This is a genomic window from Actinomadura soli (assembly GCF_005889715.1).
GTDB lineage: Bacteria > Actinomycetota > Actinomycetes > Streptosporangiales > Streptosporangiaceae > Spirillospora > Spirillospora soli.
On the sequence record NZ_VCKW01000122.1, the window covers coordinates 1 to 25506 of the forward strand.

General features: G+C 71.7%; 21 protein-coding genes. 9 read left to right on the forward strand and 12 right to left on the reverse strand.

Going from position 1 to position 25506, the window contains the following annotated elements; all coding sequences use genetic code 11:
• Nucleotides 1-12: 12 nt before the first annotated feature.
• On the reverse strand, nucleotides 13-945 hold the full coding sequence (locus ETD83_RS22805) for an SGNH/GDSL hydrolase family protein (protein ID WP_138647187.1): 933 nt from the start codon (nucleotides 943-945) through the stop codon (nucleotides 13-15).
• Between the two features lie 174 nt (nucleotides 946-1119).
• On the opposite strand from ETD83_RS22805, the gene ETD83_RS22810 reads away from it, so the two are divergent.
• Nucleotides 1120-2511: a cystathionine beta-synthase gene (locus ETD83_RS22810; RefSeq protein ID WP_138647188.1), complete on the forward strand. Its 1392-nt coding sequence runs from the start codon at nucleotides 1120-1122 to the stop codon at nucleotides 2509-2511.
• A gap of 136 nt (nucleotides 2512-2647) precedes the next feature.
• Here the strand turns inward: ETD83_RS22810 and ETD83_RS22815 are convergent, their stop codons facing one another.
• Complete coding sequence (locus ETD83_RS22815; RefSeq protein WP_138647189.1) at nucleotides 2648-4804, reverse strand: MMPL family transporter; 2157 nt, start codon at nucleotides 4802-4804, stop codon at nucleotides 2648-2650.
• A gap of 169 nt (nucleotides 4805-4973) precedes the next feature.
• Here ETD83_RS22815 and ETD83_RS22820 point away from each other — a divergent pair, with 169 nt between their 5' ends.
• Together ETD83_RS22820 and ETD83_RS22825 are read left to right on the forward strand one after the other, a co-directional pair.
• The gene (locus tag ETD83_RS22820) at nucleotides 4974-6179 is read left to right on the forward strand and encodes a cystathionine gamma-synthase (RefSeq protein ID WP_138647190.1); all 1206 of its coding nucleotides are present in this window, start codon (nucleotides 4974-4976) and stop codon (nucleotides 6177-6179) included.
• A gap of 94 nt (nucleotides 6180-6273) precedes the next feature.
• Entirely contained in the window at nucleotides 6274-7380 is a 1107-nt protein-coding gene (locus ETD83_RS22825; protein WP_230421103.1) for an alpha/beta hydrolase, read from the forward strand.
• 13 nt (nucleotides 7381-7393) lie between these two features.
• Here ETD83_RS22825 and ETD83_RS22830 read toward each other — a convergent pair whose 3' ends face one another.
• The 3 genes from ETD83_RS22830 to ETD83_RS22840 all read right to left on the reverse strand — a co-directional run bounded on the left by ETD83_RS22830 (nucleotide 7394) and on the right by ETD83_RS22840 (nucleotide 11498).
• Nucleotides 7394-7933 carry a hypothetical protein gene (locus tag ETD83_RS22830; RefSeq protein ID WP_138647191.1) on the reverse strand — a complete coding sequence of 180 codons (540 nt, stop codon included), beginning with the start codon at nucleotides 7931-7933 and terminating at the stop codon, nucleotides 7394-7396.
• 69 nt (nucleotides 7934-8002) lie between these two features.
• Nucleotides 8003-10090 carry a vWA domain-containing protein gene (locus ETD83_RS22835; protein WP_138647192.1) on the reverse strand — a complete coding sequence of 696 codons (2088 nt, stop codon included), beginning with the start codon at nucleotides 10088-10090 and terminating at the stop codon, nucleotides 8003-8005.
• Between the two features lie 25 nt (nucleotides 10091-10115).
• On the reverse strand, nucleotides 10116-11498 hold the full coding sequence (locus ETD83_RS22840) for a sigma 54-interacting transcriptional regulator (RefSeq protein WP_407921512.1): 1383 nt from the start codon (nucleotides 11496-11498) through the stop codon (nucleotides 10116-10118).
• Nucleotides 11499-11788: 290 nt separating this feature from the next.
• Between ETD83_RS22840 and ETD83_RS22845 the strand changes: the two genes are divergently transcribed.
• Genes ETD83_RS22845 through ilvA form a run of 3 tightly spaced genes read left to right on the forward strand, consistent with a single transcriptional unit; the run spans nucleotide 11789 to nucleotide 15224 of the window.
• Nucleotides 11789-12952: an FIST signal transduction protein gene (locus ETD83_RS22845; protein ID WP_138647194.1), complete on the forward strand. Its 1164-nt coding sequence runs from the start codon at nucleotides 11789-11791 to the stop codon at nucleotides 12950-12952.
• A complete protein-coding gene (locus ETD83_RS22850; protein ID WP_230421104.1) occupies nucleotides 12949-13971 on the forward strand; it encodes an ROK family protein in 1023 nt (340 codons plus the stop codon). The genes ETD83_RS22845 and ETD83_RS22850 overlap by 4 nt, the downstream gene beginning before the upstream one ends.
• A 14-nt stretch (nucleotides 13972-13985) precedes the next feature.
• Complete coding sequence (gene ilvA / locus ETD83_RS22855; protein WP_138647195.1) at nucleotides 13986-15224, forward strand: threonine ammonia-lyase; 1239 nt, start codon at nucleotides 13986-13988, stop codon at nucleotides 15222-15224.
• A gap of 57 nt (nucleotides 15225-15281) precedes the next feature.
• Here the strand turns inward: ilvA and ETD83_RS22860 are convergent, their stop codons facing one another.
• From ETD83_RS22860 to hppD, 5 genes are all read right to left on the reverse strand, one after another.
• The gene (locus ETD83_RS22860; RefSeq protein ID WP_138647196.1) at nucleotides 15282-16718 is read right to left on the reverse strand and encodes a M1 family metallopeptidase; all 1437 of its coding nucleotides are present in this window, start codon (nucleotides 16716-16718) and stop codon (nucleotides 15282-15284) included.
• A gap of 459 nt (nucleotides 16719-17177) precedes the next feature.
• On the reverse strand, nucleotides 17178-18800 hold the full coding sequence (locus ETD83_RS22870; protein WP_230421105.1) for a M1 family metallopeptidase: 1623 nt from the start codon (nucleotides 18798-18800) through the stop codon (nucleotides 17178-17180).
• 169 nt (nucleotides 18801-18969) lie between these two features.
• A complete protein-coding gene (locus ETD83_RS22875) occupies nucleotides 18970-19794 on the reverse strand; it encodes an RDD family protein (protein WP_138647198.1) in 825 nt (274 codons plus the stop codon).
• A gap of 113 nt (nucleotides 19795-19907) precedes the next feature.
• Nucleotides 19908-20786, reverse strand: coding sequence for an RDD family protein (locus ETD83_RS22880; protein WP_138647199.1), 879 nt, complete (start codon nucleotides 20784-20786; stop codon nucleotides 19908-19910).
• 147 nt (nucleotides 20787-20933) lie between these two features.
• Nucleotides 20934-22025: a 4-hydroxyphenylpyruvate dioxygenase gene (hppD, locus tag ETD83_RS22885; RefSeq protein ID WP_171064382.1), complete on the reverse strand. Its 1092-nt coding sequence runs from the start codon at nucleotides 22023-22025 to the stop codon at nucleotides 20934-20936.
• 126 nt (nucleotides 22026-22151) lie between these two features.
• Between hppD and ETD83_RS22890 the strand changes: the two genes are divergently transcribed.
• The gene (locus tag ETD83_RS22890; protein ID WP_138647201.1) at nucleotides 22152-22745 is read left to right on the forward strand and encodes an Lrp/AsnC family transcriptional regulator; all 594 of its coding nucleotides are present in this window, start codon (nucleotides 22152-22154) and stop codon (nucleotides 22743-22745) included.
• 78 nt (nucleotides 22746-22823) lie between these two features.
• Here the strand turns inward: ETD83_RS22890 and greA are convergent, their stop codons facing one another.
• A complete protein-coding gene (gene greA, locus ETD83_RS22895; RefSeq protein ID WP_138647202.1) occupies nucleotides 22824-23324 on the reverse strand; it encodes a transcription elongation factor GreA in 501 nt (166 codons plus the stop codon).
• 199 nt (nucleotides 23325-23523) lie between these two features.
• Nucleotides 23524-23928 carry a DUF4307 domain-containing protein gene (locus ETD83_RS22900; protein WP_138647203.1) on the reverse strand — a complete coding sequence of 135 codons (405 nt, stop codon included), beginning with the start codon at nucleotides 23926-23928 and terminating at the stop codon, nucleotides 23524-23526.
• Between the two features lie 298 nt (nucleotides 23929-24226).
• On the opposite strand from ETD83_RS22900, the gene mca reads away from it, so the two are divergent.
• Both mca and ETD83_RS22910 read left to right on the forward strand, forming a co-directional pair.
• Complete coding sequence (mca, locus tag ETD83_RS22905; protein WP_138647207.1) at nucleotides 24227-25090, forward strand: mycothiol conjugate amidase Mca; 864 nt, start codon at nucleotides 24227-24229, stop codon at nucleotides 25088-25090.
• Nucleotides 25081-25407 carry a hypothetical protein gene (locus tag ETD83_RS22910; protein WP_205717820.1) on the forward strand — a complete coding sequence of 109 codons (327 nt, stop codon included), beginning with the start codon at nucleotides 25081-25083 and terminating at the stop codon, nucleotides 25405-25407. The genes mca and ETD83_RS22910 overlap by 10 nt, the downstream gene beginning before the upstream one ends.
• The last annotated feature ends 99 nt before the right edge of the window (nucleotides 25408-25506 follow it).

The window sequence follows — 25506 nt, forward strand, 5'->3', positions numbered from 1 at the left end:
AATCCACACTGTTTAATTCGTCGGCAGCGTCAGATGTTTATAAGAGACAGGTACCTGGCCGCCGCGGACCTCGGTGCCCGAGACCTCCGCGGCCTCCGCGGCGGCCAGGTACACCGGGAGGACGCCCGTGCCCGGCTGGTCGGCGAGGTCGGGCTCCAGGCCCAGCGCGGACGCGATCGAGGGCAGGACGGCGGCGGACGCGGCCGCGTAGCCGCGGGCGGACGGGTGGTAGCGGTCCTCGCTGAACATCGAGAGCGGGTCGGCGGCGAACTCGCGGCCGAGCAGGTCGCCGAGGGAGATCGAGCGGGCGCCGCGTTCGACCGCCGCGATGGTCTGGGCGGCGGCGAGCTGGCGGCTGGCGCGGCGCGCGATCCATTTCAGCGGGGGCATCAGGGGCTTGACGGAGCCCAGGTCGGGGCAGGTGCCTACGACGACGTGGCTGCCCGCGGCGCGGAGGCGTTCGACGGCGTCCGCGAGGTGGCGGACGGAGTCGGCGGGCGGGATGCGTCCGGTCACGTCGTTGGCGCCGATCATGATGACGGCGATGTCGGGACGGGTCTGCAGGGCGCGGTCGACCTGGCCGCGGAGGGACGGCGAGCGGGCGCCGGAGCGGGCGACGTTCGTCAGCCGGACGGGGCGGTCCGCTATCGCGGAGAGGCCGGTGGCCAGGAGCGCCGCCGGGGTCTCCTCCGGGGTGTGGACGCCCAGGCCCGCGGCGGTCGAGTCGCCGATCATGACCATGGACAGGGGTGTGGTGCCGAGTGCGCCGCCGTAGAGGCCGTCCGCCGCCGGTGGGTCGCCGTTGGGCGTCGCCTCGATCATCCTGCGGGCGAGTTTCGCCTCGATCACGACGAGGCCGAAGGTGATACCGCCCACGGCCGTGATTCCGCCGCCCCCGTACGCCGCGGCCGCCGCGATGCGGCGTGCCGTGAATGCCCTCAACATGCGTCGTTGACCCTCCGTGATTGAGTTTCTACCCCTGGCCAGGCGCCTTGATGCCTGCGGTGCCCGTCTCGGCTACCTTCGGAAAGGGGGGGTCCATCCGGGCCCGCGTCCCGGTCGCCCTGTGAGCAGGGACGCCACTGTTGATTCGCCACACTGAACGACAAGGATGTCGCGGTGCACGTACACGATTCGCTCGTCGAGCTGATGGGCAACACCCCGCTCGTCCGGCTGCGCAAGGTGACCGACAGCGGGGGGACGGGCCGTCCCGGGGCCCAGGTGCTCGCGAAGGTGGAGTATTTCAACCCCGGTGGCTCGGTGAAGGACCGGATCGCGGTCCGGATGATCGATGCCGCCGAGCGGTCGGGGGAGCTGCGGCCGGGCGGGACGATCGTGGAGCCCACGTCCGGGAACACCGGGGTGGGGCTCGCGATCGTGGCGCAGTACCGGGGGTACCGGTGCGTCTTCGTCTGCCCCGACAAGGTCGCCAGGGACAAGATCGATGTGCTGCGCGCGTACGGGGCGGAGGTCGTGGTGTGCCCGACGGCGGTGTCGCCCGAGCATCCGGACTCGTACTACTCGGTGTCCGACCGGCTGGCCGCGGAGATCCCCGGGGCGTGGAAGCCGAACCAGTACACCAATCCGCAGAACCCGGTGTCGCATTACGAGACGACCGGGCCGGAGATCTGGGAGCAGACGGAGGGGCGCGTCACGCACTTCGTCGCGGGGATCGGTACCGGCGGGACGATCAGCGGCGCCGGGAAGTACCTGAAAGAGGTCTCCGAGGGCCGGGTGAAGGTCATCGGTGCTGATCCGGAGGGGTCGGTGTACTCGGGTGGCAGCGGGCGTCCGTACCTCACGGAGGGTGTCGGCGAGGACATCTGGCCGGAGACGTACGACCGGGACATCTGCGACGACGTCATCGCCGTGTCCGACAAGGACTCCTTCAACATGACGCGGCGGCTGGCCCGGGAGGAGGCGCTGCTCGTCGGCGGGTCCTGCGGGATGGCGGTCGTCGCGGCGCTGCGCGTGGCGGAGCGGGCCGGGCCGGACGACGTGGTCGTGGTGCTGCTGCCGGACGGCGGCCGGGGGTACCTCACCAAGATCTTCAACGACGAGTGGATGGCGGACTACGGGTTCCTCATCCCGGCGACCGAGGAGGCGCGGGTGGGCGAGGTGCTCAACCGCAAGGGGCGGACGCTGCCGGAGTTCGTGCACGTCCACCCGCACGAGAGCGTGCAGACCGCCATCTCGATCATGCGGGAGTACGAGGTGTCGCAGCTTCCGGTGATGAAGGAGGAACCGCCGGTCATGGCGGCGGAGGTGGTCGGCTCCGTGGTGGAGAGCGACCTGCTCGACATCCTCGTCAGGGAGCGCGCGAAGCTGACCGAGCCGGTGGAGCTGCACATGTCGGAGCCGCTGCCGACGCTCGGGTCCGGGGAGCCGGTGAGCAAGGCCGTCGAGGTGCTGGAGAAGTCCGGGGCCGCGGTGGTCCTGGTGGACGGCAAGCCGAAGGGGCTCGTCACCCGGCAGGACCTCATCGCGTTCCTGGCCGGGTCCGGCGGGTGAATCGTTCGGCATGGCGAAGCGCCGGAGGCCTCTTGGCCTCCGGCGCTTCTATCGTGGAAGGTGTCGGGTTGCGCGCTCCGGCCGGTGGGCGGCGTTTCGGGCCGGGACGCGCAACCCGACGTCTGTGGGGCGCCGGCTACCGGTGCCCGGACGGGAGGTAGTCCTCCCGCGTGTCGGCCGGCCTGACCTGCTTCTTCGGCTGGTCACCGTGTCCCGGCCACCAGGCCTTGTGGCCCAGCAGGGCGGTGAGGCCCGGCACCAGGAACATCGCCATGACGAAGGCCGACAGCGCGATCCCGAGCGCGATGGAGAAGCCCATCTGCTGCAGCATCGACACCTTGGCGAGCAGCATGACCGAGAACGTCCCGGCCAGGATCAGCCCGGCCGCGGCGACCGTCGGACCGCCGTGCTGGACCGCCAGGGCGGCGGCCTTGCGCGGCTCGTGGCCCTCCTTGGCCTCCTCGCGGAGCCGCGCGGTCATCAGGATGTTGTAGTCGGTCCCGATGGCCAGCACGAACAGGTACAGCATGATCGGCAGGTGGAAGATCTCCCCGGGTTCGCCCTTGATGCCCTGGAAGACGTACACCGCGGAGCCCAGGGTCGCGGCGAAGCCGAGCAGCACCGCCGGGACCAGGTACAGCGGGGCGACCACCGAGCGGAGCAGCGCCAGCAGGATCAGGGCGATGAGCGCGCCGGCGATCGGCAGGATCACCGACAGGTCGCGGTTGACGACCTTGTTGATGTCGCTGTAGATCGCGGTCTCGCCGCCGACGAACACCTGGGTGCCCTGAGGCGCGATGTCGTGGACCGCCGGGCCGAGATCGTTCTTGACCAGGTTGATGGACTTGTTGTCGACCGGGTTGCCGTTGAGCACCAGGTCGACCTGCGCGACCTTCGGGTCCTTGCTGGGCTTGGCGGGCTGCACGCCGCCGACGCCCGGCAGCGACTTCGCCTTCTGCCCGAAGGCGTCCAGGTCGGACTTGTCCAGCGGCTGCCCGTCGGTGGAGCGGATCATGACCTCGACCGGGGTGTTCTGCCCGGCCGGGAAGCCCTTCTGCAGGTCCTTGGTGGCCTGCGCGGACTCGGTGTCCTGCGGGAAGCTGGACTGGAAGTCGTAGTCGGACTTGAAGTTGAGCGCGCCGGACGCGAGCCCGATCAGCAGCCCGCCCGCGACGAGCGCGACCACGGCGGGGCGCTTGCCGACCATCCTGCCGAGCTTGGTCGAGATGGACGCCTTCGGCTGCTTCTTCCAGGACTTCGACGGCCAGAACACCGCGGGCCCGATCAGCGACAGGATCGCCGGGAAGAGCGTCAGCGACGTGATTCCCATCACCACGACGCCGATGGCGAGCGACGGGCCCCACGCGGCGAAGATCCCGAAGGACGCGAGCATCAGCACTAGGAACGTCGCCGCGATCGCGGCCGCCGCGGAGGTGATGACCTCGCCGACCCGCTCCACCGCCGAGACCAGCGCGGTCTTGCGGTCCTCGCCGGCGCGCAGCCGCTCCCGGTAGCGGAACAGCAGGAACAGGTAGTAGTCGGCGCCGACGCCGAACAGCACGATCGTCAGGATGATCTGGAGGCTGTCGTCGCCGGAGAAGTCCAGCACCTTGGACGCGGCCCCGATCAACCCCATCGACACCTGCTCGGTGGCGATGATCACGATGATCGGCAGGATCGCCGCGATCGGCGCCCGGAAGATCAGCAGGATCAGGCCGATGATCAGCCCGAAGGTGGCGAAGGTGATCAGCACGAAGGAGTCGGTGAAGGAGTCCTCGTTGTCGACCCAGGCCGCGGGCTCACCACCCACCTTGGCGTTCAGGCCGGCGCCCAGCTCCTTGGGCAGCTGGGTGCGGATGTCCTTGATCGACTGACTCTGCCTCTCGGCGGTGTCACCACCGGTCGTCGCCTCGACCGGCACGCTGATCAGCTGGATGGTCTTGTTCGGCGCGACCGCCTGGGGGCCGGTCTCGAAGCCCTTTACGGTCGGGTACTTCTTGGCCGCCAGGTTCTTGGCCGCCGCGTCGATCTTCGCGCTGTCCGCGGGGGTGATCTTCCCGCCGTCGGAACGTTGCACCACGATCAGGGCGGACGCGTCCGCCTGGTCGGGGAAGGCGTCCTCGGCGATCTCGGCGGCCTGGACGGACTCGTACTTGGACGGCAGGAACTCGCCTTGGTCCGACTCGGTGGCGAGCTTGGGGGACAAGGCGATGATGAGGACCGCGGCCACGAGCCAGGCCCCGATCGTCCACCATGGATGTCTCACGACGAAGCGCGCGAGCCCAGCGAACATGCGTTTTCCTTAGTTCAGGGTGATGGGAATCAGGATTGAGCAGGTACCCGTAAAACGGTAGAGAATCGGACGGGCCCTGTAGTCAACCCCCGAGCCGAAATAGTGGCTGATACTTGCGGGGGAGCCCCTCATCCTCTAGGAGGGGAGCGGGCTGGATAGCCTCGTACCCATGGACAACGTGGTTCACCAGGGTACCCGCGGCCAAGGAACCGGCGACGGGCGGCAGGGGAACGGCGGACGGCGGCAGGGCTTCGACACCGTGGCCATCCACGCAGGTCAGGAGCCCGACCCGACGACCGGCGCGGTCGTCCCGCCGATCTACCAGGTCTCGACCTACAAGCAGGACGGCATCGGCGGGCTGCGCGGCGGCTACGAGTACTCGCGGTCGGCGAACCCGACGCGTACCGCGCTGGAGGTATGCCTCGCCGAGACCGAGGTCGGCGCGCGGGGGCTGGCGTTCGCCTCCGGGCTCGCCGCCGAGGACGCGCTGCTGCGCGCGGTCTGCCGTCCCGGTGATCACGTGGTGATCCCGAACGACGCCTACGGCGGGACCTACCGGCTGTTCGCCAAGGTGGCCGAGCCCTGGGGGGTCGTGTTCGACCCCGTGGCGCTGGGGGACGTGGACGCGCTGCGCGCGGCGATGCGGCCCGAGACGAAGATCGTGTGGGTGGAGACGCCGACCAATCCGCTGCTCGGGATCGCCGACATCGCGGCGCTGGCGGAGGTCGCGCACGACTCGGGCGCGCTGCTGGTCGTCGACAACACCTTCGCCTCGCCGTACCTCCAGCGGCCCCTGGACCTCGGCGCGGACGTCGTCGTCCACTCGACCACCAAGTACATCGGCGGGCACTCCGACGTCGTCGGCGGCGCGCTGATCGCGTCGGACGCGGAACTGGGGGAGCGGCTCGCCTACCACCAGAACGCGATGGGCGCCGTCGCGGGGCCGTTCGACGCGTGGCTCACCCTGCGCGGGATCAAGACGCTGGGAGTGCGGATGGACCGGCACTGCGCGAACGCCGAGAAGATCGTGGAGATGCTCGTCCGGCACCCGTCCGTGCGGGGGGTGCTCTACCCGGGGCTGCCGGACCATCCGGGGCACGACGTCGCCGCCAAGCAGATGAGGGCGTTCGGCGGCATGGTCTCGTTCCGGATGGAGTCGGAGGAGGCCGCCGTGCGCGTCTGCGAGGCGACGGAGCTGTTCACGCTCGGCGAGTCGCTCGGCGGCGTCGAGTCGCTGATCGAGCATCCGGGCCGGATGACGCACGCGTCGGCCGCCGGATCGCCGCTGGAGGTCCCCGCCGACCTGGTGCGGCTGTCGGTCGGGATCGAGGACGCCGACGACCTCCTCCATGATCTCGACCGGGCGCTGAGCTGACCGTCGCCGGCGGGTCAAACGAGTTGATCTTCCCCCTGGCACGTGATCAAACATCTATAATCAGCGCGCCAGGTTCGTGAGGAAAGGGCCCGGGGTGCGCAAAACACTGGTTTGTGGGGCGGCGTTCGCCGCGGCGTGTGTCTCCGCCGTCGCCGTTCCCGTGGGAGCCCACGCGACCGCGCCGACGCCGCCGACACCGTCCGTCCCGGTGGTGGCGCCGTCCGGGGAGCCCGTGAGCCCGGGAACCGGGTCGCCGTCGACGTCGTCCACGTCCGCGCCTCCGGGCGGTACGGCGGGCGGATCGTCCGGCGGGCCGGCCGCACCGGACGGGGAGCCCGACGGCACCGTCACCGCGCAGGCGGTCATGGTCACCCCGGCGCTGCCGAAGTTCCGCACCTACGCCTACGGCAAGGCCGCCGCGCAGCGGATGGACGCGTACTGGCGCGACACCGGGCCGCGGGCCACGCCCCGCCCGGCGGTGCTGATCCTGCACGGCGGCTACTGGATGGGCGGCGACAAGGGCGGCGGCTGGAAGTACGTCGCGCGGCGGCTGACGGAGCAGGGCTTCGTCGTCCTGTCGGCGAACTACCGGCTCGCGCCGAAGGCGCAGTGGCCGGCGCAGCGGGACGACTCGCTGTCCGCGCTCGCCTTCATCAAGAAGCACGCCCGGCTGTGGAACGCCGACCCGGCCCGGGTCGCCGTGCTCGGCTCGTCGGCCGGGGGCCATCTCGCGACCCAGCTCGGCGCGTTCGGGACGGGTTCCCAGCAGGTCCGCGGCGTGGTCGCGCTGTCGCCGCCGAATGACCCGTTCCTGGCCTTCCAGGACGGCGCGGACCCCGCCGCCACCCTCCAGCAGGTCAAGCTGCGGCGCGCCGTGACCGCCCTCGTCGACTGCGTGCCCGGCACCGTCACCGGCGCCGCCGGCATCGCGGCCGACTGCCTGAAGCGGCTGGACGACGCCAGCACCGCCACGCACGCCTCCGCAGGCGACGCGCCGATGCTGCTGATCCACGGCAGCGGCGACTTCGTCCCGGTCGCGCAGAGCACGGGGCTGGCGGGCGCGCTGCGGGCCGCGGGCGTCCAGGCGACGGTGAAGACCGTCGAGGGCGACCTGCACGCGGCGCAGATCCTGGAGGACGAGCGGAGCCTCCCGATGATCGTGAGCTGGCTCAGGAGCCACCTGAAGCCGCGCGGCCAGTAGTCCTGGCGCCGGTTCAGCCGTTCCAGACCATCAGGACGAGGATCACCAGCCAGATCAGGGACACGACGCCGGAGAGGGCGGCGATACGGCCGCGCTCCACCTGCGCGACGTCGCCTTCCACGGCGGGCCTCGGCTGCTCCTTCTCGGTCTTGGAGCCGGTCTCGGTCTCCTTGCCGTCCGCTGCTTCCTCGGCCGCGGGACGGGGCGGGACCGTCGCCTTGGCCTCGGCCGACGCGGCCTCCAGCAGGTGCACCGCCTTCCGCTGGTCGCGCTCGACGATCAGCAGCAGCACCAGCGCGACGACGAACAGCGTCATCGACACCGACAGCCACATCTCCGCCAGGTCGCCCTCGGCGAGCGCCAGTCCGAACAGGAAGATGCCCAGCGTGCCGATGCCGTAGATCTGCGTGGTCCGGTGCAGGTACCGCACGACGGTCACGTTGCGCTTGCGGATGTAGCGCGGGGTGGAATGGGTGGCGGCGGTCAGCGGGCCCAGCGTGAAGATCGCGAAACCGATGTGCAGGAACAGCAGCAGGCGGTCCGAAGTCGACATGACGCTGACCCTAGCCCTGTGGCGCTTTTGCGCGAGGGGTGTGGGGGGTCGTCCCCCACAAAAACAGGCTTAACGGCGGTTGCGGCGCACCCTGAGGTAGTCGCTGACGACGTATTCGCCCAGTCGGTCGGCGTCGGGGGCGAAGACGCGGCCGCCGTTGCGGCGCGCGACCTCCTCCACGAACGACACGAGGCGGCGGTCCTCGGCGAGCATGAAGAAGTTCATGCAGGCGCCGCGCCGGGTCATCTTGTCGACCTCGGCGAGCGTGAGGACGAGCGTGTCCGTGGACGGCGGGTAGTCGAACAGCGAGCGGCCGTCCGGGCGCAGGTGCGCGGTGGGCTCGCCGTCGGTGACGACGAGGACGATCGGCTCGAAGTCGGGATGGCGGTCCAGATGGCGTCCGGCGATCATCAGCGCGTGGTGCAGGTTGGTGCCCTGCACCATGTCCCAGTCGAGGCCCGCCATCTCCGTCGGGTGAAGTACCCGCGCGTAGTTGGAGAACCCGATGATCTGGATCGCGTCCTGCGGGAACTTGCTGGTCACGAGGGTGTGCAGCGCGAGGGTGGTCTGTTTGGCGACCGCCCACGTGCCGCGCAGCACCATCGAGTACGACAGGTCGACGAGGAGGCAGACGGCCGCGCCGGTGCGCCGCTCCGTCTCCTGCACCTCGAAGTCGTCCACGCTCAGCTTCACCGCGTTGGCTGGCCGGTCGATGATGGGGCGGTTCGAGCCGTTGCCGGAGGGCTTCGTCAGGTCGGGGGGGCTCGGCTCGACTACTTTCGCGGGCGCGGGACGGGTCGCGAGCCCGGCGGTGTCGGCGTCCCCGGTGCCCGGGTCCATGGCGCTGCGGCGGATGGCGTTGCTGACCGTCCGGACGACGTCGAGCGGTTGCTCGTCGCCGAACCGCCACTCGCGGCTGGAGCCGGTCAGCTCGCCCGCCTGGCCCGCGTCCTGCTGGTCGTGGTCGCCCTGCCGTCCGGACGTGAGCTGGGAGAACACGCGGCGCAGCGCGGTCTCGCCGAGCCGCCGCACCGCCTTCGGCGTCAGCTCCAGCTTGCCCTGCTTGCGCCGCAGGTAGCCCTGCCGCTCCAGCTCGGCCTCGATGCGGCGCAGCTCGGCGAGGTCGTCGACGGCCTGCCGGCCGAGGGCGCGCCGGACGGCGTCCTCGTCGATGTCGTCGAGCCGCGCGCCCGGGTACTCCTGCCCGAGCGCCGCCTCCAGCTCGCTGAGGTCGGCGAGCTCCGCCAGCGCGGTCGTGGCGTCGCCCATGCCGAGCGGGTCGTCGCCGGTCATCTGCTCGGGCTGCCCCCAGCCGAGGTCGGGACGGCGGGCCCGCAGCGCGTCGCCGAGGCGGGTCATCTCCATGGCGAGGCCCGCGTCCCGCATGGCCTGCTCCATCAGCCCGGCCAGCTCCGCGCGCTGCTCGGGGCTGAGCGAGGCGAGCAGCCGGTCCATCGCGGCGGCGCGGCGGGCGAGGGAGTCGACGAGCTCTTCGAGGCTCTGCGGGTGGTCGGGGAACATGTCCCCGTACTCGTCCATGAACCGGTCGAAGTCGGCTTGGGCGTGCTCGCCGCGGGCGTCGCGTTCCAGCATCGCGTTCAGCGCGGCCATCATGTCCTTGACCCGTTCCATGGCGGCCGGGTCGGGGTCCGCGAGGGCCTGCTTCATGCCCTGGAACTGCGCGTCCAGGACTTCGCGGCGGAGCAGGTCTTTGAGCTGCTCGAACGTCTGCCGGGCGGCGTCGGAGCGCCAGTCGTAGTCCGACAGCCGCCGGATCGCCTGGGACGTGTCGGACGGCAGCGTGTCCAGCTCGGCCTCGCGCAGCCGCGCGTCGTCGCTCGGGTCGGGGAACAGCTCGGCGCGCTCCTGCCCGATCGCGGTGTCGAGGAGCGCGCGGGCCTGCTCCAGCGTCCCGTCCAGGCGGCCGCGGTCGCGGAGCGCGCGGCGCCGTTCCCGCACCTGGCGGAGCATGTCGTCGAGCCCCCGGCGGCCCTGCGCGCCCGGCAGGCCGCGGCGCAGCAGGTCCCGGAGCGCGTCGCCCGGACGGGTGCCGTCCAGCACCGAGTCGCCCATGGCGTCGAGGGCGTCGCGGACGTCGTAGGGCGGGGCGAGGGGGTCGGGCCCGTCCTCGTACGCCCCGTAGCGGTAGCGGCTCATCGAATCCCCTCGCGAGGTGGAGATCTCAGGTGCGGTAGGTGGCGGTCCCGTCCGCTCGTCCGCCGGCGACGTCCTTCGACAGGCGCCGGGTGAGGAACAGCCCCTCCAGGGCGAACTCCAGTGCGGCGGCGGCCTGGCCGGGGGACTCCCCGCTCATGCCGAGCCGCTCCATCATCTTGGCGAGGCCGGGGACGTGCCCGATGCGGCGCAGCAGCTCCGTCGCCGCGACCAGCTCGCCCGACTCGACGGACTCGCCGGCGTCGAACTTGTCGAGCAGGCCGTTCAGGTCGGCGGGGCCGAGCGTCCTGCGGTAGGTCTCGGCGACGGCGCGGCGCAGCAGGTGTTCGAGGACCTCCTGCTCGCGGCCCTCCTCGCTGACCTCGAACTCGACCTTGCCCATCAGCGACGGGACGATCGCGGTGAGGTCGCAGACCCGCGCGACGGCGTGGTCCTCGCCGGTGAGGGCGGCGCGGCGGACGGCGCCCGCCGCGACGGTCTCCGCGCCGGCGAGCGCGAACCTCGCCGACACGCCGGATCGGGCGTCGACCGCCGTGGACTCGCGGACGAGGCGGGTGAACCGGCCGATGACCTCGATGAGATGGTCGGGCACCTCGGCGGGCAGCCCGGCGAGGTCGGCGAAGTCGGACTCCTGGCGGATCAGCGCCAGCTCGGCGTCCAGTTCGAGGGGGTAGTGGGTGCGGATCTCGGCGCCGAAGCGGTCCTTCAGCGGGGTGATGATGCGGCCGCGGTTGGTGTAGTCCTCGGGGTTGGCGGACGCGACGAGCAGCACGTCCAGCGGCAGCCGCAGCGCGTAGCCGCGGACCTGCACGTCACGCTCCTCCAGGACGTTCAGCAGCGACACCTGGATCCGCTCGGCCAGGTCGGGCAGTTCGTTGATGGAGAAGACGCCGCGGTTGGTGCGCGGCACGAGCCCGAAGTGGACGGTCTCCGGGTCGCCGAGCGTCCGGCCCTCCGCCACCTTGATCGGGTCGACGTCGCCGATCAGGTCGCCGACGCTGGTGTCGGGCGTGGCGAGCTTCTCGCCGTACCGGTCGTCGCGGTGCTTCCATTCGACGGGGAGGTCGTCGCCCAGCTCCGCGGCGAGGCGGCGGCAGCGCACGCACACCGGTTCGTACGGGTGGTCGTTGATCTCGCAGCCCGCCACGACCGGGGTCCACTCGTCCAGCAGCCCGGCGAGGGTGCGGATCAGCCGCGTCTTGCCCTGCCCGCGCTCGCCCAGCAGCACCAGGTCGTGCCCGGCGAGCAGGGCCCGCTCCAGGTGCGGCAGGACGGTGTCGTCGAACCCCAGGATGCCGGGGAACCGCGGCTCGCCGGATCGCAGCCGGGCGAGCAGGTTCCGGCGGATCTCCGCCTTCACGGAAAGCTGGACGTGACCGCTGGTGCGCAACTCGGCCAGAGTGGATTCGCGGCGCGGTGTTCCTCGGGGTGTTCCTCGGGATGTCGAACCGCGCGGTGTGGAAGATGGCACGCGATCGACACTACGTCGCGGGTGCGCGGACTCGCACCCCACGCTTGAGGATTCGTCCGCCATGTCCGTGCAGCCCGCGCCGCCCGTGTCGCCGGAGTGGTCGTCCGGGTTTGGGTGGATACGCGGCTGGAGGGAAGACTGAGGGGAAGCCCGTGTGAGGAAAACTGGACCTGTGAACGACGGCGAACGCAGTGAGGGAGGCGCCGCCGATGGCGCGATTCGGTGATGGCCTGGCCCTCGGACCCGACCTGGCGAAGGCGGCCGTGTCCGCGGTGGAGCAGGCGCTCGCGCCGCTGAGCGCGGCGCCCGACCTGGTGTGCGTCTTCATGAGCGGCGACGACCCCGAGGCGATCGAGGAGGCGGCGCTCGCGGCGGCGCAGGCGGCCGGGCCCGCGGTGGTGCTGGGCTGCAGCGCGTCCGGGGTGATCGGCGCCGGGCGCGGCGTGGAGGACACCGGCGCGGTCAGCGCGTGGGCGGGGGTGCTGCCCGGCGCGCGGCTCGACCCGTTCCGGCTGGAGACGCTGAAGGCCGACGACCGGCTCGTCGTGGTCGGCATGCCCGAAGGGCAGGACGACGACGTCGTCGGCGTGCTGCTGACCGACCCGTACACCTTTCCCGTGGACGCGTTCGTCGAGCGCTCCGAGGACGCGCTGCCCGGCCTGCCGCTGGTCGGCGGGCTCGCCGAGGGCGCCGTGCGCGGCGACGCGCGGCTGTTCGTCGGCGGCGAGGTGTACACCGACGGCGCGGTCGGCGTCGTCATCGGCGGGCCCGTCGCCGCCGCCACCGTGGTCAGCCAGGGCGCCCGCCCGATCGGCCCGGACATGGTGGTGACGCGGGCGGAGGAGAACGTCCTCTACGAGCTGGCCGGCGTTCCCGCGCTGGAGAAGCTGGAGCAGATCGTCCTGGGGCTGCCGGAGGACGAGCAGGAGCTGGCCGGGCGCGGGCTGCTGATCGGCGTCGCCATGGACGAGTACGCCGACGAGCACGAGCACGGCGACTTCCTCGTCCGCGGCGTCGTGGGCGCCGACACCGACAGCGGCGCCATCGCGATCGGCGACGTGGTGGACGTCGGGCGCACCGTCCGGTTCCAGGTCCGCGACGCCGGGGCCGCCGAGGAGGACCTGTCGGCACTGCTCGACCGGTTCGACATGGCCCCCGTGGAGGGCGCGCTGCTGTTCGCCTGCAACGGCCGCGGCCAGGCCATGTTCGCCGACTCCGACCATGACGTCCGCGTCCTCGACCACGCGTTCGGGCCCGCCGGGGTGGGCGGCTTCTTCGCCGCCGGGGAGATCGGCCCGGTCGCGGGACGCAACCACGTGCACGGGTTCACCGCGTCCATCCTGGCGTTCGGCCGTGCGGGAGAGCCCGCGTGAGCGACTCTCCGCCGTCCCGGGTGCCTGATCCGGCGGTGGATCCCGTCCTCGCCGTGGACATCGGCGGGACGAAGCTCGCCGCGGCGCTCGTCGAACCGGGCGGGCGCGTCGCCGTCTACGACCGCGTCGCCACCCCGAACCCGGCCGCGCCGGACGCCGGGGGCCTGGACGCCGAGGGGCTGTGGCGGACGCTGGACGCGCTGCTCGGCAAGCTCGTCACCGACGCCGGGAGCCCGCGGCTCGCGGGCGTCGGCGTGGGCTGCGGAGGGCCGATGACCTGGCCCGCCGCGGAGGTGTCGCCGCTCAACATCCCGGCCTGGCGGAACTTCCCGCTGCGCGCGAGGCTCCGCGCCCGCTACCCGGGGCTGCCCGTCCGCATCCACAACGACGCCATCTGCGTCGCGGTCGGCGAGCACTGGCGCGGCGCGGGACGCGGGCACGACAACGTCCTCGGGATGGTCGTGTCCACCGGCGTCGGCGGCGGGCTCGTCCTCGGCGGACGCCTCATCAACGGCGCCAGCGGCAACGCCGGGCACATCGGCCACGTCGTCGTCGACCCCGGCGGCCCGCCCTGCGCGTGCGGAGGGCGCGGCTGCCTGGAGGCCGTCGCGCGCGGGCCCGGGCTCGTCGCCTGGGCGCGCGAGCAGGGCTGGCGGCAGGGAAACCCCGGCCGCCTGGAGGGCACCGCGGCCGGCGCCGAACTCGCCGCCGACGCGCGCCGGGGGCATCCGGTCGCGTCCGCGGCGATGCGGCGGGCCGGACGCGCCATCGGCATCGCGATCGCGTCCGCGACGCACCTGTGCGACCTGGACGTCGCGGCGATCGGCGGCGGCCTGTCCCAGGCGGGGTCGCTGCTGTTCGACCCGCTGGAGGAGGCGTTCCGGACGCACGCCAGGATGGAGTTCGCGCGCCGCGTCCGGATCGTGCCCGCGGCCCTCGGCCAGACCGCCGGTCTCGTCGGCGCCGCCGCCCTGGTCTTCGCACAAGATCGTTATTGGACCGGTCGAGCCGCGGGATGAGCGATGATCGGGGGATGAGTACGGTCACTGTGGACGATGTGCGCGCCGCCCGGGAGCTGCTCCGCGGGGTGGTCGTCAGCACCCCCCTGGTCCCGTCCCGGGCGCTGTCCGAGCAGCTCGGCGGGCCCGTCCTGCTGAAGTGCGAGAACCTGCAGCGCACCGGGTCGTTCAAGATCCGCGGGGCGTATGTGCGGATCGCCGGGCTGAGCGAGCGCGAGCGCGCCCGCGGCGTCGTCGCGGCGAGCGCCGGGAACCACGCGCAGGGCGTCGCGCTCGCCGCGTCCATGCTCGGCTGCAAGGCCACCGTCTTCATGCCGGCCGGCGCGCCGCTCCCCAAGATCGCCGCGACCCGCGGCTACGGCGCCGAGATCGTCTTCCCGGGGCCCACCGTCGACGACTGCCTCGTCGCCGCGCAGAAGCACGCGGACGAGTGCGGCGCCGTGTTCATCCACCCGTTCGACCATCCGGACGTCGTCACCGGGCAGGCCACCATCGGCCTGGAGATCATGGAGCAGTGCCCGGACGCCCGGACGATCGTGACGCCGGTCGGCGGCGGCGGGCTGCTGGCCGGCATCGCGGCGGCGGCCAGGGGCCTCGCCGAGGAGGCGGCGCGGGAGACCGGCGGCGACCGGAAGATCAAGATCATCGGGGCGCAGGCGAAGCGCGCGGCCGCGTTCCCGCCGTCGCTCGCGGCCGGGCGCCCGACGCGGATCGAGATCGAGCCGACGATGGCGGACGGCATCGCGGTCGGCCGCCCCGGCGACCTGACCTACGCCATGTTCACCGACCTGGTCGACGCGGTCGTCACCGTGACCGAGGAGTCCATCTCGCAGGCGCTGCTGCTGTGCCTCGAACGCGCCAAGCAGGTCGTCGAGCCCGCCGGGGCCGCCGGCGTGGCGGCGCTGCTGGAGCACTCGTACGCGGTCGAGCCGCCCGTCGTGGTGGTGCTGTCGGGCGGCAACATCGACCCGCTGCTGCTGTCGAAGGTGCTGCGGCACGGCCTCGCCGGGGCGGGCCGCTACCTGGTCGTCCGCTGCCGGCTGAAGGACCGTCCCGGCGCGCTGGTGACGCTGCTGAGCGAGCTGGCCGAGCTGGGCGTGAACGTCCTGGACGTGATGCACGAGCGGGTCGCCGCCCGGCTGCCCGTCGAGGAGGCCGAGGTCCTCATGCATCTGGAGACGCGCGGCGCCGACCACTCCGAGGACGTCATCGCGCGGCTCCGCGAGAGGGGCTACACCCTCACGCTGAGCTGACCGCCTTCGCGGGCGGCCCAGCGTGAGGGTGCCGTGAGCGTGCGCCGGGCGCGCGCTCTACAGCGCCGGCTTGCCTTCGGAGTAGAGCCACGTCTTGGCCCAGCCGTCCAGGTCCTTGCCCGACAGCTCCGCGGCGAAGCGGACGAAGTCCTCCGTCGAGGCGTTGCCGTGCAGGTGCGCGGCCGGCCACGCCTTGAGCAGGGCGGCGAACGACTCCTCGCCGATCGTCTTGCGCAGCACGTGCAGGGCCATCGCGCCGCGGTCGTAGACGAGCCCGCCGAAGATGTGGTCGCGGCCCGGGTCGGCGACCCTGCCCTTCCACAGCCCCTCGTCCGCCGGGGTCGCGTAGACGCCGTCGAAGCTCTCCTGGACGGGCGTGCCCTCGAACTTCTCGGAGTACAGCCACTCCGAGTACGTCGCGAAGCCCTCGTTCATCCAGATGTCGGCCCATTTCGCCGGGGACACCGCGTCCCCGAACCACTGGTGGCCGAGCTCGTGGGCGAGCAGCGTCCCGCGCGGGATGGTGCCCGGCCTGCGGCCCAGGTCGTACACCGGGCGGCCCTGCGTCTCCAGCGCGTAGCCCACGCCGGCCTTCACCGCGATCCCGCCCGTCGAGGTGAACGGGTAGCTCCCGTACGCGGCCGACTGGAAGTCCGTGACCTGGGCGGTCTGGTCGTGGAACTTCTGCGCGTCGTCCGGCTTGATGGCCAGGGCGTGGTCGGTGGCCGTCAGGTTCGGGACGCCCGCCGCCGACTGCCCGGTGAGGACGTCGTACCTGCCGATCGCGAGCATCGACAGCTCGCTGGCCATCGGGCGGGTCATGTGCCAGCGCGTGGTCGTCCAGCCGTCCTTCGTCGACCTGCCGCGCAGGTCGCCGTTGGCGAGCGTGGTGAGGTTGTCGGGCGCGGACAGGACGAACATGTACGTCGCCTTGTCGGTCGGGTGGTCGTTCACGGGGAAGACCGTCGCGGCGCCGAACGGCTGGTTGAGCATCACCGCGCCGTCGGGCGTCGGGATCCAGCCGGACGTGCCGAGCGTGGCGTCGTTGATCGTCTGCGGGACGCCGGAGTAGGCGACGGTCACCGTGAAGTCCCGGTTCTTCCGCAGCCCCTTCGGCGGGGTGACCACGAGTTCCTGGGCGCCCGTCCGTGTGTGGGACGCGTCCTTGTCGTCCACCTGCACCGAGGAGATCGTGAGCGGGCCGAGGAAGTCCAGATTGAACCTGGACAGGTGCTGCGTCGCCCGCGCCTCGATCCGGGTGACGGCCTTGATCCCCTTCGTGCCCGGGTCGTACCGCAGGTCGATCTTGTAGTGGGCGACGTCGTAGCCGCCGTTGCCCATGTCGGGGAAGTAGGGGTCGCCCGCGCCCGGCGCGCCGGGCGTGAAGTACGGGGCATCCTCATCGGGGGCGGCGCCGGCGGGTGCCGCCGACACCGCGAGGGCCGCGCCGACGCCCAGTGTCACGGCGGCCAGCGCTCTGGAGGTTCTGCTCATCGACCTCGTCCTCGGTGATCCTCGCCTGGCGGCCCCCTGTCAGGCGCCAGGACCGTGATCAAGACTTTCTTGTGAAACGGCGTCCCGTGCAAGCGCGATTTGGTCTCAAGTCCGCTGGCACGGGATGGAATTCGTGGCCGGAAGCGGCAACCGATCACCACTTGTGCGGGTGCGGCGCCGGACGGAACCGGCCGGACGGGGCGGGCCCGGCGGCCGTGCGGCGGGCGACGAGGGCTGTGGACAAGGTGCGGCCGCCCGCCGCTCCGCCGGGGTGCCCGGGGCCACGGCCGGTTCGCGACGGATGGTCCGGTCACCAGCCCGATGGTGGCGGTGGTCGCGGAACGGGGGCGCGGCGGCAGGCCGGGCTTTCCCGACCCGTTGCCGCGCATTCACCGCCTCATGTGGAGGGCGCCCTCCACATGGGCGCCCTCCACATGGGCGGTCTCCAGATTGGGCGGCCTACTTGGAAGGGCGGCCTTCCTGGTACAGCCAGTCGTTGAAGAACGGGTCGAGCCTCTTTCCCGAGACCCGGTTCGCCGTCGCGATGAACTGCGGTGTCGTCCCGCTGGAGTGCCGGCGCTCCTTCGTCCACGCCTGGAGGATCTTGTAGAACACGTCCTCGCCGACCTTGCCGCGGAGCGCCACCAGCGTCATCCCGCCCCGGTCGTACACCGAGCGGCCGAACATCTGCTTGCGGCCCGGGTCGCCGGGGGGGACGTCCCACAGCTCCCGCGCCATCGGGCTCCCGTAGCGCTCGTCGAACTGCTCCTGGACGGTCTTCCCGCCGGACCGCTCCTCCCACAGCCACTCGGCGTAGGTGGCGAAGCCCTCGTTCAGCCAGATGTCCTGCCATCTCGTGACGCTGACGCTGTCGCCGAACCACTGGTGCGCCAGCTCGTGCGCGACGATCGTCGGCTGCAGGCCGAACGACCCGTACACCGGACGGGTCTGCGTCTCCAGCGCGAAACCGACGTCCGCGTTGTCGATCAGCCCGCCGGTCGAGGCGAACGGGTACGGGCCGAACAGCTTCGCCCATTCGTCGGTGATCTGGGAGTTCAGCCGGTGGAAGCCGTCCAGGTTCGCGCTGGTGCTCGGGTCCACCGCGGTGATCACGGAGATGCCGCTCGCCGTCCTGCCCGTCCGGACACCGAACCGCCCGACGTCGATCGTCGCCAGGTACGTCGCCATCGGCACCTTGACGTGCCACTTCGACGTCGTGGCGGCGCCCGCCGCGCCGTTGTGGCGCGGCGCCGCCTGGTGCGCGATCGGGCTGATGTCCGGGTCGGGCGTGGTCGTGGGTTCGGTGGGCGGCCCGCTCGGCAGGGCGGGCGGTGCGCCGGGCAGGCCGGGCGGCGCGCCGGGCAGCCCGGGGTCGCCGCCGGAGCTCGCCGGCGGCGTCTCCGGCTCGCCGTTGGCGATCGCGGTGAGGCCGGGCGGCACCGTGAGCTCGAAGTCGAACGTGGCCTTGTCGCTCGGATGGTCGTTGCTCGGGAACCAGGTGTGCGCGCCGCTCGGCTGGCACGCCACGAACACGCCGTCCGGTGTGCGGATCCAGCCGTACGTGCCGAGCACCGGGTCCGACACCGGCTCCGGCGTCCCCGAGTACGCGACGACGGTCGTGAACTTCGCGCCCTTCTCCAGCGGCTTCGCGGGCGTGACCTCCAGCTCGCTGCCCCCGCGCTGCTGCCGCGCGGGGGCGCCGTCCACCGTGATGGACGACACGTCCAGGCCGGTCAGGTCGAGGTTGAACCGGGCGAGCCGCTCGGTGGCGAGCGCGGTGATCGTCGCGGTGCCGTCCAGCTGCGCCGCGCCGTTCGGCGTGATCTTCAGCTTCAGCGCGTAGTGCTGGACGTCGTAGCCGCCGTTGCCGTCGCCCGGCACGTACCTGTCGCCCGCCGTCGTCGGCCCCGCCGGACCGGTCGCGGCCGGCCCCGGGGGCGGACCGGACCTCTCCTTCTCGCCGTCTTCGAAGGGGACGATCTGGCACGACGCGGTCAGCGACCCGGCGACGGCGAGAGCGGCCAGCCCCGCACCGCCGCGGAACAGCCGCGTGTCACGGGTCTGCCTCGCGTTCCGGGACACGGCTCGCGCGCCGGTCCGAGGGCTGGGGGAGTTTCCGGCCATATGCACGCTGCCCAGCCTGCCCGTGCCGGGCCCTACCCGGCAACTCGGAGATCATCCGATCATCCGGCCGGCGCCGGGCATAGAGGATCATAAGTAGACATAGGGTTCAACGTTCGGGCAGCGGGTTTCAGCGGTGGGCATACGGGTTGGGAAGGTGCGGCTCGGCCTTGACGACCACGGTGCGCGCCACCTTGCAGTGCAGGGCCTGCTTGCGCGGATCCCAGAGGATCCACAGGACGTCGATCAGGCCGATGCATCCGCAGATCCCGCCCAGCACGCTGTAGAACGCCGAACGTCCCACGGCCTGGCCGGTGGTGATCGCCTGGCGGTCGTGCTCGCGGACGACGCGGATCCGCAGCAGCATCTTGCCGAGCGTCTGCCCCCACTTGGCGTGCATCAGCCAGTAGTAGAGGAACCCGAGGACGATGCCGATCGCGTTCGTCGCCGCCTGGCCGCCGCTGTAGAACGAGTCGCCGGGCTCCGGGTCGAACACGCGGCCCCAGTCGATGAACGGGATCGAGATGAGGCTCGACACGATCCCGAGGAGGATGAGGTCGACGATGGCGGCGCCCAGCCGCGCCCAGCGGCTCGCAAGCCCCACGGACGGGTCGGCGTAGCCCATTCCGCCGCCATAGCCCGGCGCGGCCTCGTATCCCTGCTGCCCATAGGGCTGTTGCCCGTAGGGCTGCTGGCCGTAGGGCTGTTGCCCGTAAGGCTGTTCCCCGTAGGGCTGCTGCTGTCCGTACGGTTGCTGGCCGTAGGGCTCTTGCCCGTACGGGGGTTGTTGGCCGTACGGCTGCTGGCCCCCGGGTGGCGGCTGCTGCTGTCCGTGGGGTTGCTGCTGCCCGTAGGGCGGTCCGCCGTAGGGTCCTGGGCGTTCGGGCTCCTGCCGCCCCTGCTGCCGGTCGTCCGGCTCTTCCCCGGACGCGGGGTCGTTCGGCGGTTGCGTCATGCCGTCAGGGTGGCCGTGCCGCCGCCGTCCAAACCTCGCCGCGTCCGGGGCCAGCGCAATGTTTGCCCACGGATGAGCAGTAAATGATCAAAGGGCCGCCCGGGCGGCGGCGCTCACTGCTTCGCGTACGGGTTCGGCGCCCACGGCACCGCCTTCACCACCACCGTCCCGGCCACCTTGTCGTGGAGGGCCTGCCGGCGCCGGTCCCACAGGATCCACGCCGTGTCGAGCAGGCCGACCAGCCCGAGAACGCCCGCGGCGGGGGTGACGAGGTTGAGTATCGCCGTCGTGAGGGTGATGGCGTAGACGAACGCCTGCCTGCCCGCGGCCTGGCCCCAGCTCACCGCGGAGTGGTCGGACGCCTTCACCACCCGGATGCCGACGGCCCGCTTGCCGAGCGTCTGGCCCGATTTGGCGTGCAGGACGGTGTAGTACGCGAAGCCCACCAGGAACACGATGGCGTAGCCGGTCAGCAGCCTCGGGATGTTGTAGATGTCCAGCGGGTCGGCGATCGGCTCGCCGGAATCCATGGACTCCTCCAGCTTGTCCCAGCGGATGGAGAACAGGACGGCGGGCAGCGCCACGACGCTGAGGATCAGGCCGTCCAGGATTCCCGCGCCGAGGCGCGCGCCGCGTCCCGCCAGCAGGTCCTGCGGGCCGCCGTACCCGGGATGAGGCTGACCGGGAGGGCCGTAGCCGGCCTGGGGCGCGCCATATCCGGGTTGGGGCGGGCCGTAGCCCTGCGGTGGCGCCGCCGGCGGGGGAGGCGCCTGCCCGGGCTGGGCGCCGTACGTGCCCTGATACGGCGGCGGACGCTCGGGCGTGCCCTCCGCGGCAGGGGTCTCTGTGGCCGCGTCCGGGGGCGCCGCGGGCTCAGGGACGGCGGAGGCGTCCGCTGCGGGGACGTCGGTTGCGGGCGCGTCGTTGACCTGCGGTTCAGGGGGCACCCTGTCGCCGCCCGCGGGCCGGGGATTCTCAGGCGGTTCGCTCATGGCCCACAGTGTGCCGGTAAACACTGGGTGCCGGTGAACACGTTGGTCCGGGTGAACGCGTGGCGCCGGTGAAAGGGCCGTCTGACGGCCACCGGCCCTGGACGCGGGTGCGTCCAGAGCCGGTGACCCCCCGAGCGGTGGATGGTCTCAGAGGTTGCCGCGGAGCTCCTGCTCCCGCTCGATCGCCTCGAACAGCGCCTTGAAGTTGCCCTTGCCGAAGCCGAGCGAGCCGTGCCGCTCGATCAGCTCGAAGAACACCGTCGGCCGGTCCTGGACGGGCTTGGTGAAGATCTGCAGCAGGTAGCCGTCCTCGTCCCGGTCGACCAGGATCCGGCGCTTCTGCAGCTCCTCGATCGGGACCCGCACCTCGCCGATGCGCTCGCGCAGCTCGGGGTCCTCGTAGTAGGAGTCGGGGCTCTGCAGGAACTCGACGCCCGCGGCGCGCATCTGGTCGAGGGTCGCGAGGATGTCGTTGGTGGCGAGCGCGATGTGCTGCACGCCGGGCCCGCCGTAGAACTCCAGGTACTCGTCGATCTGCGACTTGCGCTTGCTCTCGGCCGGCTCGTTCAGCGGGAACTTCACCTTGCGGGTGCCGTCCGCGACGACCTTGGACATCAGCGCCGAGTACTCGGTCGCGATGTCGTCGCCGACGAACTCGGCCATGTCGGTGAAGCCCATGACGCGGTGGTAGTACTCGGCCCACTCGTCCATGCGCTCGACGTTGCCGACGCAGTGGTCGATCGCCTGGAAGAACCTCTTCTCCGGCGGCGCGACGATGGGGTCGGCGGCCACGAACCCCGGCAGGTACGGGCCGGAGTAGTTGGACCGGTCGACCAGCGAGTGCCGCGTCTCGCCGTACGTGGCGATCGCCGCGATCGTCACCTTGCCGTGGTCGTCCTCCAGGACGTGCGGCTCCTCCAGCCCCGTGGCGCCCTTCGCGACCGCGTGCCGGTAGGCGGCGTGGACGTCGGGGACCTCGATCGCGAGGTCGACCACGCCGTCGCCGTGCGCGGCGATGTGCCGGCCGATCTCGGTGTCCGCCTTCACCGGGCCGCGGAACACGAACCGGGCGTTGCCGGACTCCAGCACGTGCACGGCCTCGTCGGGGCTGCCGTTCTCCGGACCGCGGTAGGCGACCCTGCGCATGCCGAACGCGGTCGAGTAGTAGTGCGCCGCCTGCTTTGCGTTGCCGACGGCGAAGACGACGGCGTCCATGCCTTTGACCGGAAACTCATCCATACCACCCAATCTCGACATGCGCCTACAAGCTGCGCAAGAGTGGATTGAATCGCTGGGCAATCTGTACAGTCGTATCCCATGACCGCCGGGCGGTCTGTACATCGTGACCATGAGCGGGAGGGTCGCATGGCGATCGACGACCTGGACGGACGCCTGATCGAGCTCTTCGCCGCCGAGCCCCGCATCGGCGTCCTGGAGGCGTCCAGGCGGCTCAAGGTCGCGCGCGGGACCGTCCAGGCGCGCCTCGACCGGCTGGCCCGGGACGGCGTCATCGCCGGCTTCGGCCCGGAGATCGACGCGGCGGCGCTCGGCTACGGCGTCACGGCGTTCGTGACGCTGCAGCTACGGCAGAGCCTGGGGCAGGGGCACAGCGGGCATGATCCGGTGGGGGCGCGGCTCGCGCAGGTGCCGGAGGTGATCGAGGCGCACACGATCACCGGCCCCGGCGACATGCTGTGCCGGGTCGTGGCGCGCAGCAACACCGACCTGCAGCGCGTCATCGACGTGATCGTGGACGTGGCCGGCGTGGAGCGCGCGTCCTCGGTGATCTCGCTGGCCACCCAGGTTCCGTACCGCACGCTTCCGCTGGTCCGCGCGGCGTCCGCCCAGCGGAGCGTCTCCACCCACCGCGGCACTTCCACCCACCGCGGCACCCATCGCGACGGCACCGCCCACCGGGACGCCGCCGCTCACCGCGACACCTCGGCGGAGACGTGGTGAGGCCGGGCGACTCGGTGGAGAGATCGCCCGGCCTCGGCCGTCAACCGCCGCGTGGGAGCTCGTGAGGGCGCGCTGGGGTCAGCCGGAGCCGTAGGGGGTCGCGTCGATGATCTCGACGGTCATGCCGCGGCCGTTCGGCAGCGTGTAGGTGGCCTTCTCGCCGACCTTCTTGCCGTTGATGGCCGCGCCGAGCGGCGACTTCGGGGAGTACACGTCGATGGGGGCGCCGACCTCCTCGCGGGAGGCGAGCAGGAACGTGACCTCCTCGTCGTCGCCCTCGAAGGAGACCGTGACGGTCATGCCCGGGCCGACGACGCCCTCGGTGCGGGGCGCCTCCCCGACGCGGGCGTTCTCCAGGATGCCCTGGAGCTGGAGGATGCGGCCCTCGATCTTGCCCTGCTCCTCCTTGGCCGCGTGGTAGCCGCCGTTCTCGCGCAGGTCGCCTTCCTCCCGCGCCGCCTCGATCTTCTGCGCGATCTCGATGCGGCCCGGGCCCGACAGGTGCTCAAGTTCGTTCTTGAGCCGGTCGTACGCCTCCTGGGTGAGCCAGGTGACGTTGTCAGCGCGGGTCTCGGTCACGGGTACTCCTCATCCACATGTTGCGATCTCGCCCGCCCGCCGTGGAACGGGTGTCACATCGACATGAAGTGCGGCCAGGTGAAACCTCTAGCCTATCCGGTGTGTTCGAGTAAAGGTTCCCTGAACACGGCGTCTGCAATCCGCCAATCGTATTTTGCCCTTCACCGGGCGTAGGGGCGCCCAGTTGGGGGCCGGATCGTCAGACGGCGCGGCAGCCGTGGATCCTCGCCCCGGTGGCCCGGCGCGGGGTCTGGAGCGTCGCCGTCCCGTCCACGCTGGACTTTCCGGCGGGCACGGTGATTTCCTGCGCGCCGAGCACGGCGAATTTCTCGTCGAAGGCGTCGACGGTGCAGCGGACCTCGTCGTCCTTCCCCTTGGCCACCGAATAGTTGATCTCGACACCGGTGTCGGCGATGTCATAGGTGATCGTCTGCGCGACGATGCCCGGCGTCTGCCCCGCGTACGCCGCGATGATCCCGAAGCCGCCCGCGGCCAGCGCCGTCACGACGCCGATGACGACGAGGCCGGCGCGTCCCCGCGGGGTCGCGGCGGGGCCCGGCCCGGAGTCGTCGGACGCCGCTGGTTTCGGCGGGCTCGTCGTCATGGCGGGGAATCTCCGTGCGGTGGGCGGACGTTGTCAGGGACAATTCTCGTCTGTCATCGCGCGTGCCTCGAACCGGGGTCCGCCCAGCACGGCCCGAACAGGAGATCCCTACGTGTCCGAGGTCATCGATACGGCGGTCAACGACGATGCGCCGGCCGTCGGCGGCGGTACGGCGGTCAGTGACGGCGCGGCGGTCAGTGAAGAGGCGGTCAGTGAAGCGGCGGTAGGTGAACAGGCGGCGGTCGGCGAGGCGGGGGCGCGCGACCGGACGGGCGGGGGCGACGAGCCGCTGCGCCTCATGGCGGTGCACGCCCACCCCGACGACGAGTCCAGCAAGGGCGCGGCCACCATGGCGAGGTACGTCGCCGAGGGCGTCGAGGTGCTCGTCGTCACCTGCACGGGCGGGGAGCGCGGCGACATTCTGAACCCGGCGATGGACCGTCCCGAGGTCAAGGCCGACATCGGCAAGGTCCGCGAGGCCGAGATGGCGCGCGCCCGGGAGATCCTCGGCGTCCAGCAGCGCTGGCTCGGCTTCGTCGACTCCGGCTTCCCCGAGGGCGACCCGCCGCCGCCGCTGCCGGACGGCTGCTTCGCGCTGGAGCCTCTGGAGTCCGCGTCCGAGCCGCTGGTGCGCGCCGTCCGCGACTTCCGGCCGCACGTGATGCTGACCTACGACGAGAAGGGCGGCTACCCGCACCCCGACCACGTGAAGTGCCACGAGGTGTCGGTGGAGGCGTTCGAGGCGGCGGGCGACCCGGAGCGCTACCCGGGCACCGGCGAGCCGTGGCAGCCGCTGAAGCTCTACTACCACATGACGTTCAGCAAGGAGCGGATCGTCGCCCTGCACACCGCCATGGAGGACGCGGGCCTGGAGTCGCCCTACAAGGACTGGCTGGACGGCTTCGAGGAGAAGAAGGAGAACCGCGCGAACTGGGACGTGACGACGCGCGTCCCCTGCGCCGACCACTTCGAGACCAGGGACCGCGCCCTCCTCGCCCACGCCACCCAGATCGACCCCAACGGGTTCTGGTTCGTCGTCCCGATGGACGTCCAGCGCGAGGCATGGCCGACCGAGGACTACCATTTGGCCAGGTCCTTGGTCGACACCGAACTGCCGGAGGACGACCTGTTCGCCGGCGTCCGGGAGAGGGTGTGTCTGTAGTGCCCGTGCTCGCCGCCGTCCCGCTGAACGACGACACCGTCAGCCCCGGCGTCCTGGGCTTCGCCGTCTTCGTCGCGCTGCTCGTCGCGACGGTGTTCCTCCTCCGCTCGATGAACAAGCAGCTGAAGAGGATCCAGGCGCCGCGGGAGGCGGACCTGAAGCAGCAGGAGTGGGAGCGCGCCGAGGCCGCGAAGGCGGCCGCCGAGAAGGCCGTGGGCAAGCCCGCCGAGAAGGCCGCCGCGACCACCGCGACCACCGGGGACGCCGCTAAGATCGACAAGCCCGGGACGGCACCGGCCGACGACGACGAGGTCTGACGCCCGCCCCGGCTGACAACCGCAGCATCCCTGACATGAAGCGGGAGCGCCCATGGCCGAAGCGGCGCATCGTCCAGAGGGCTTCACGACGCCCGGACC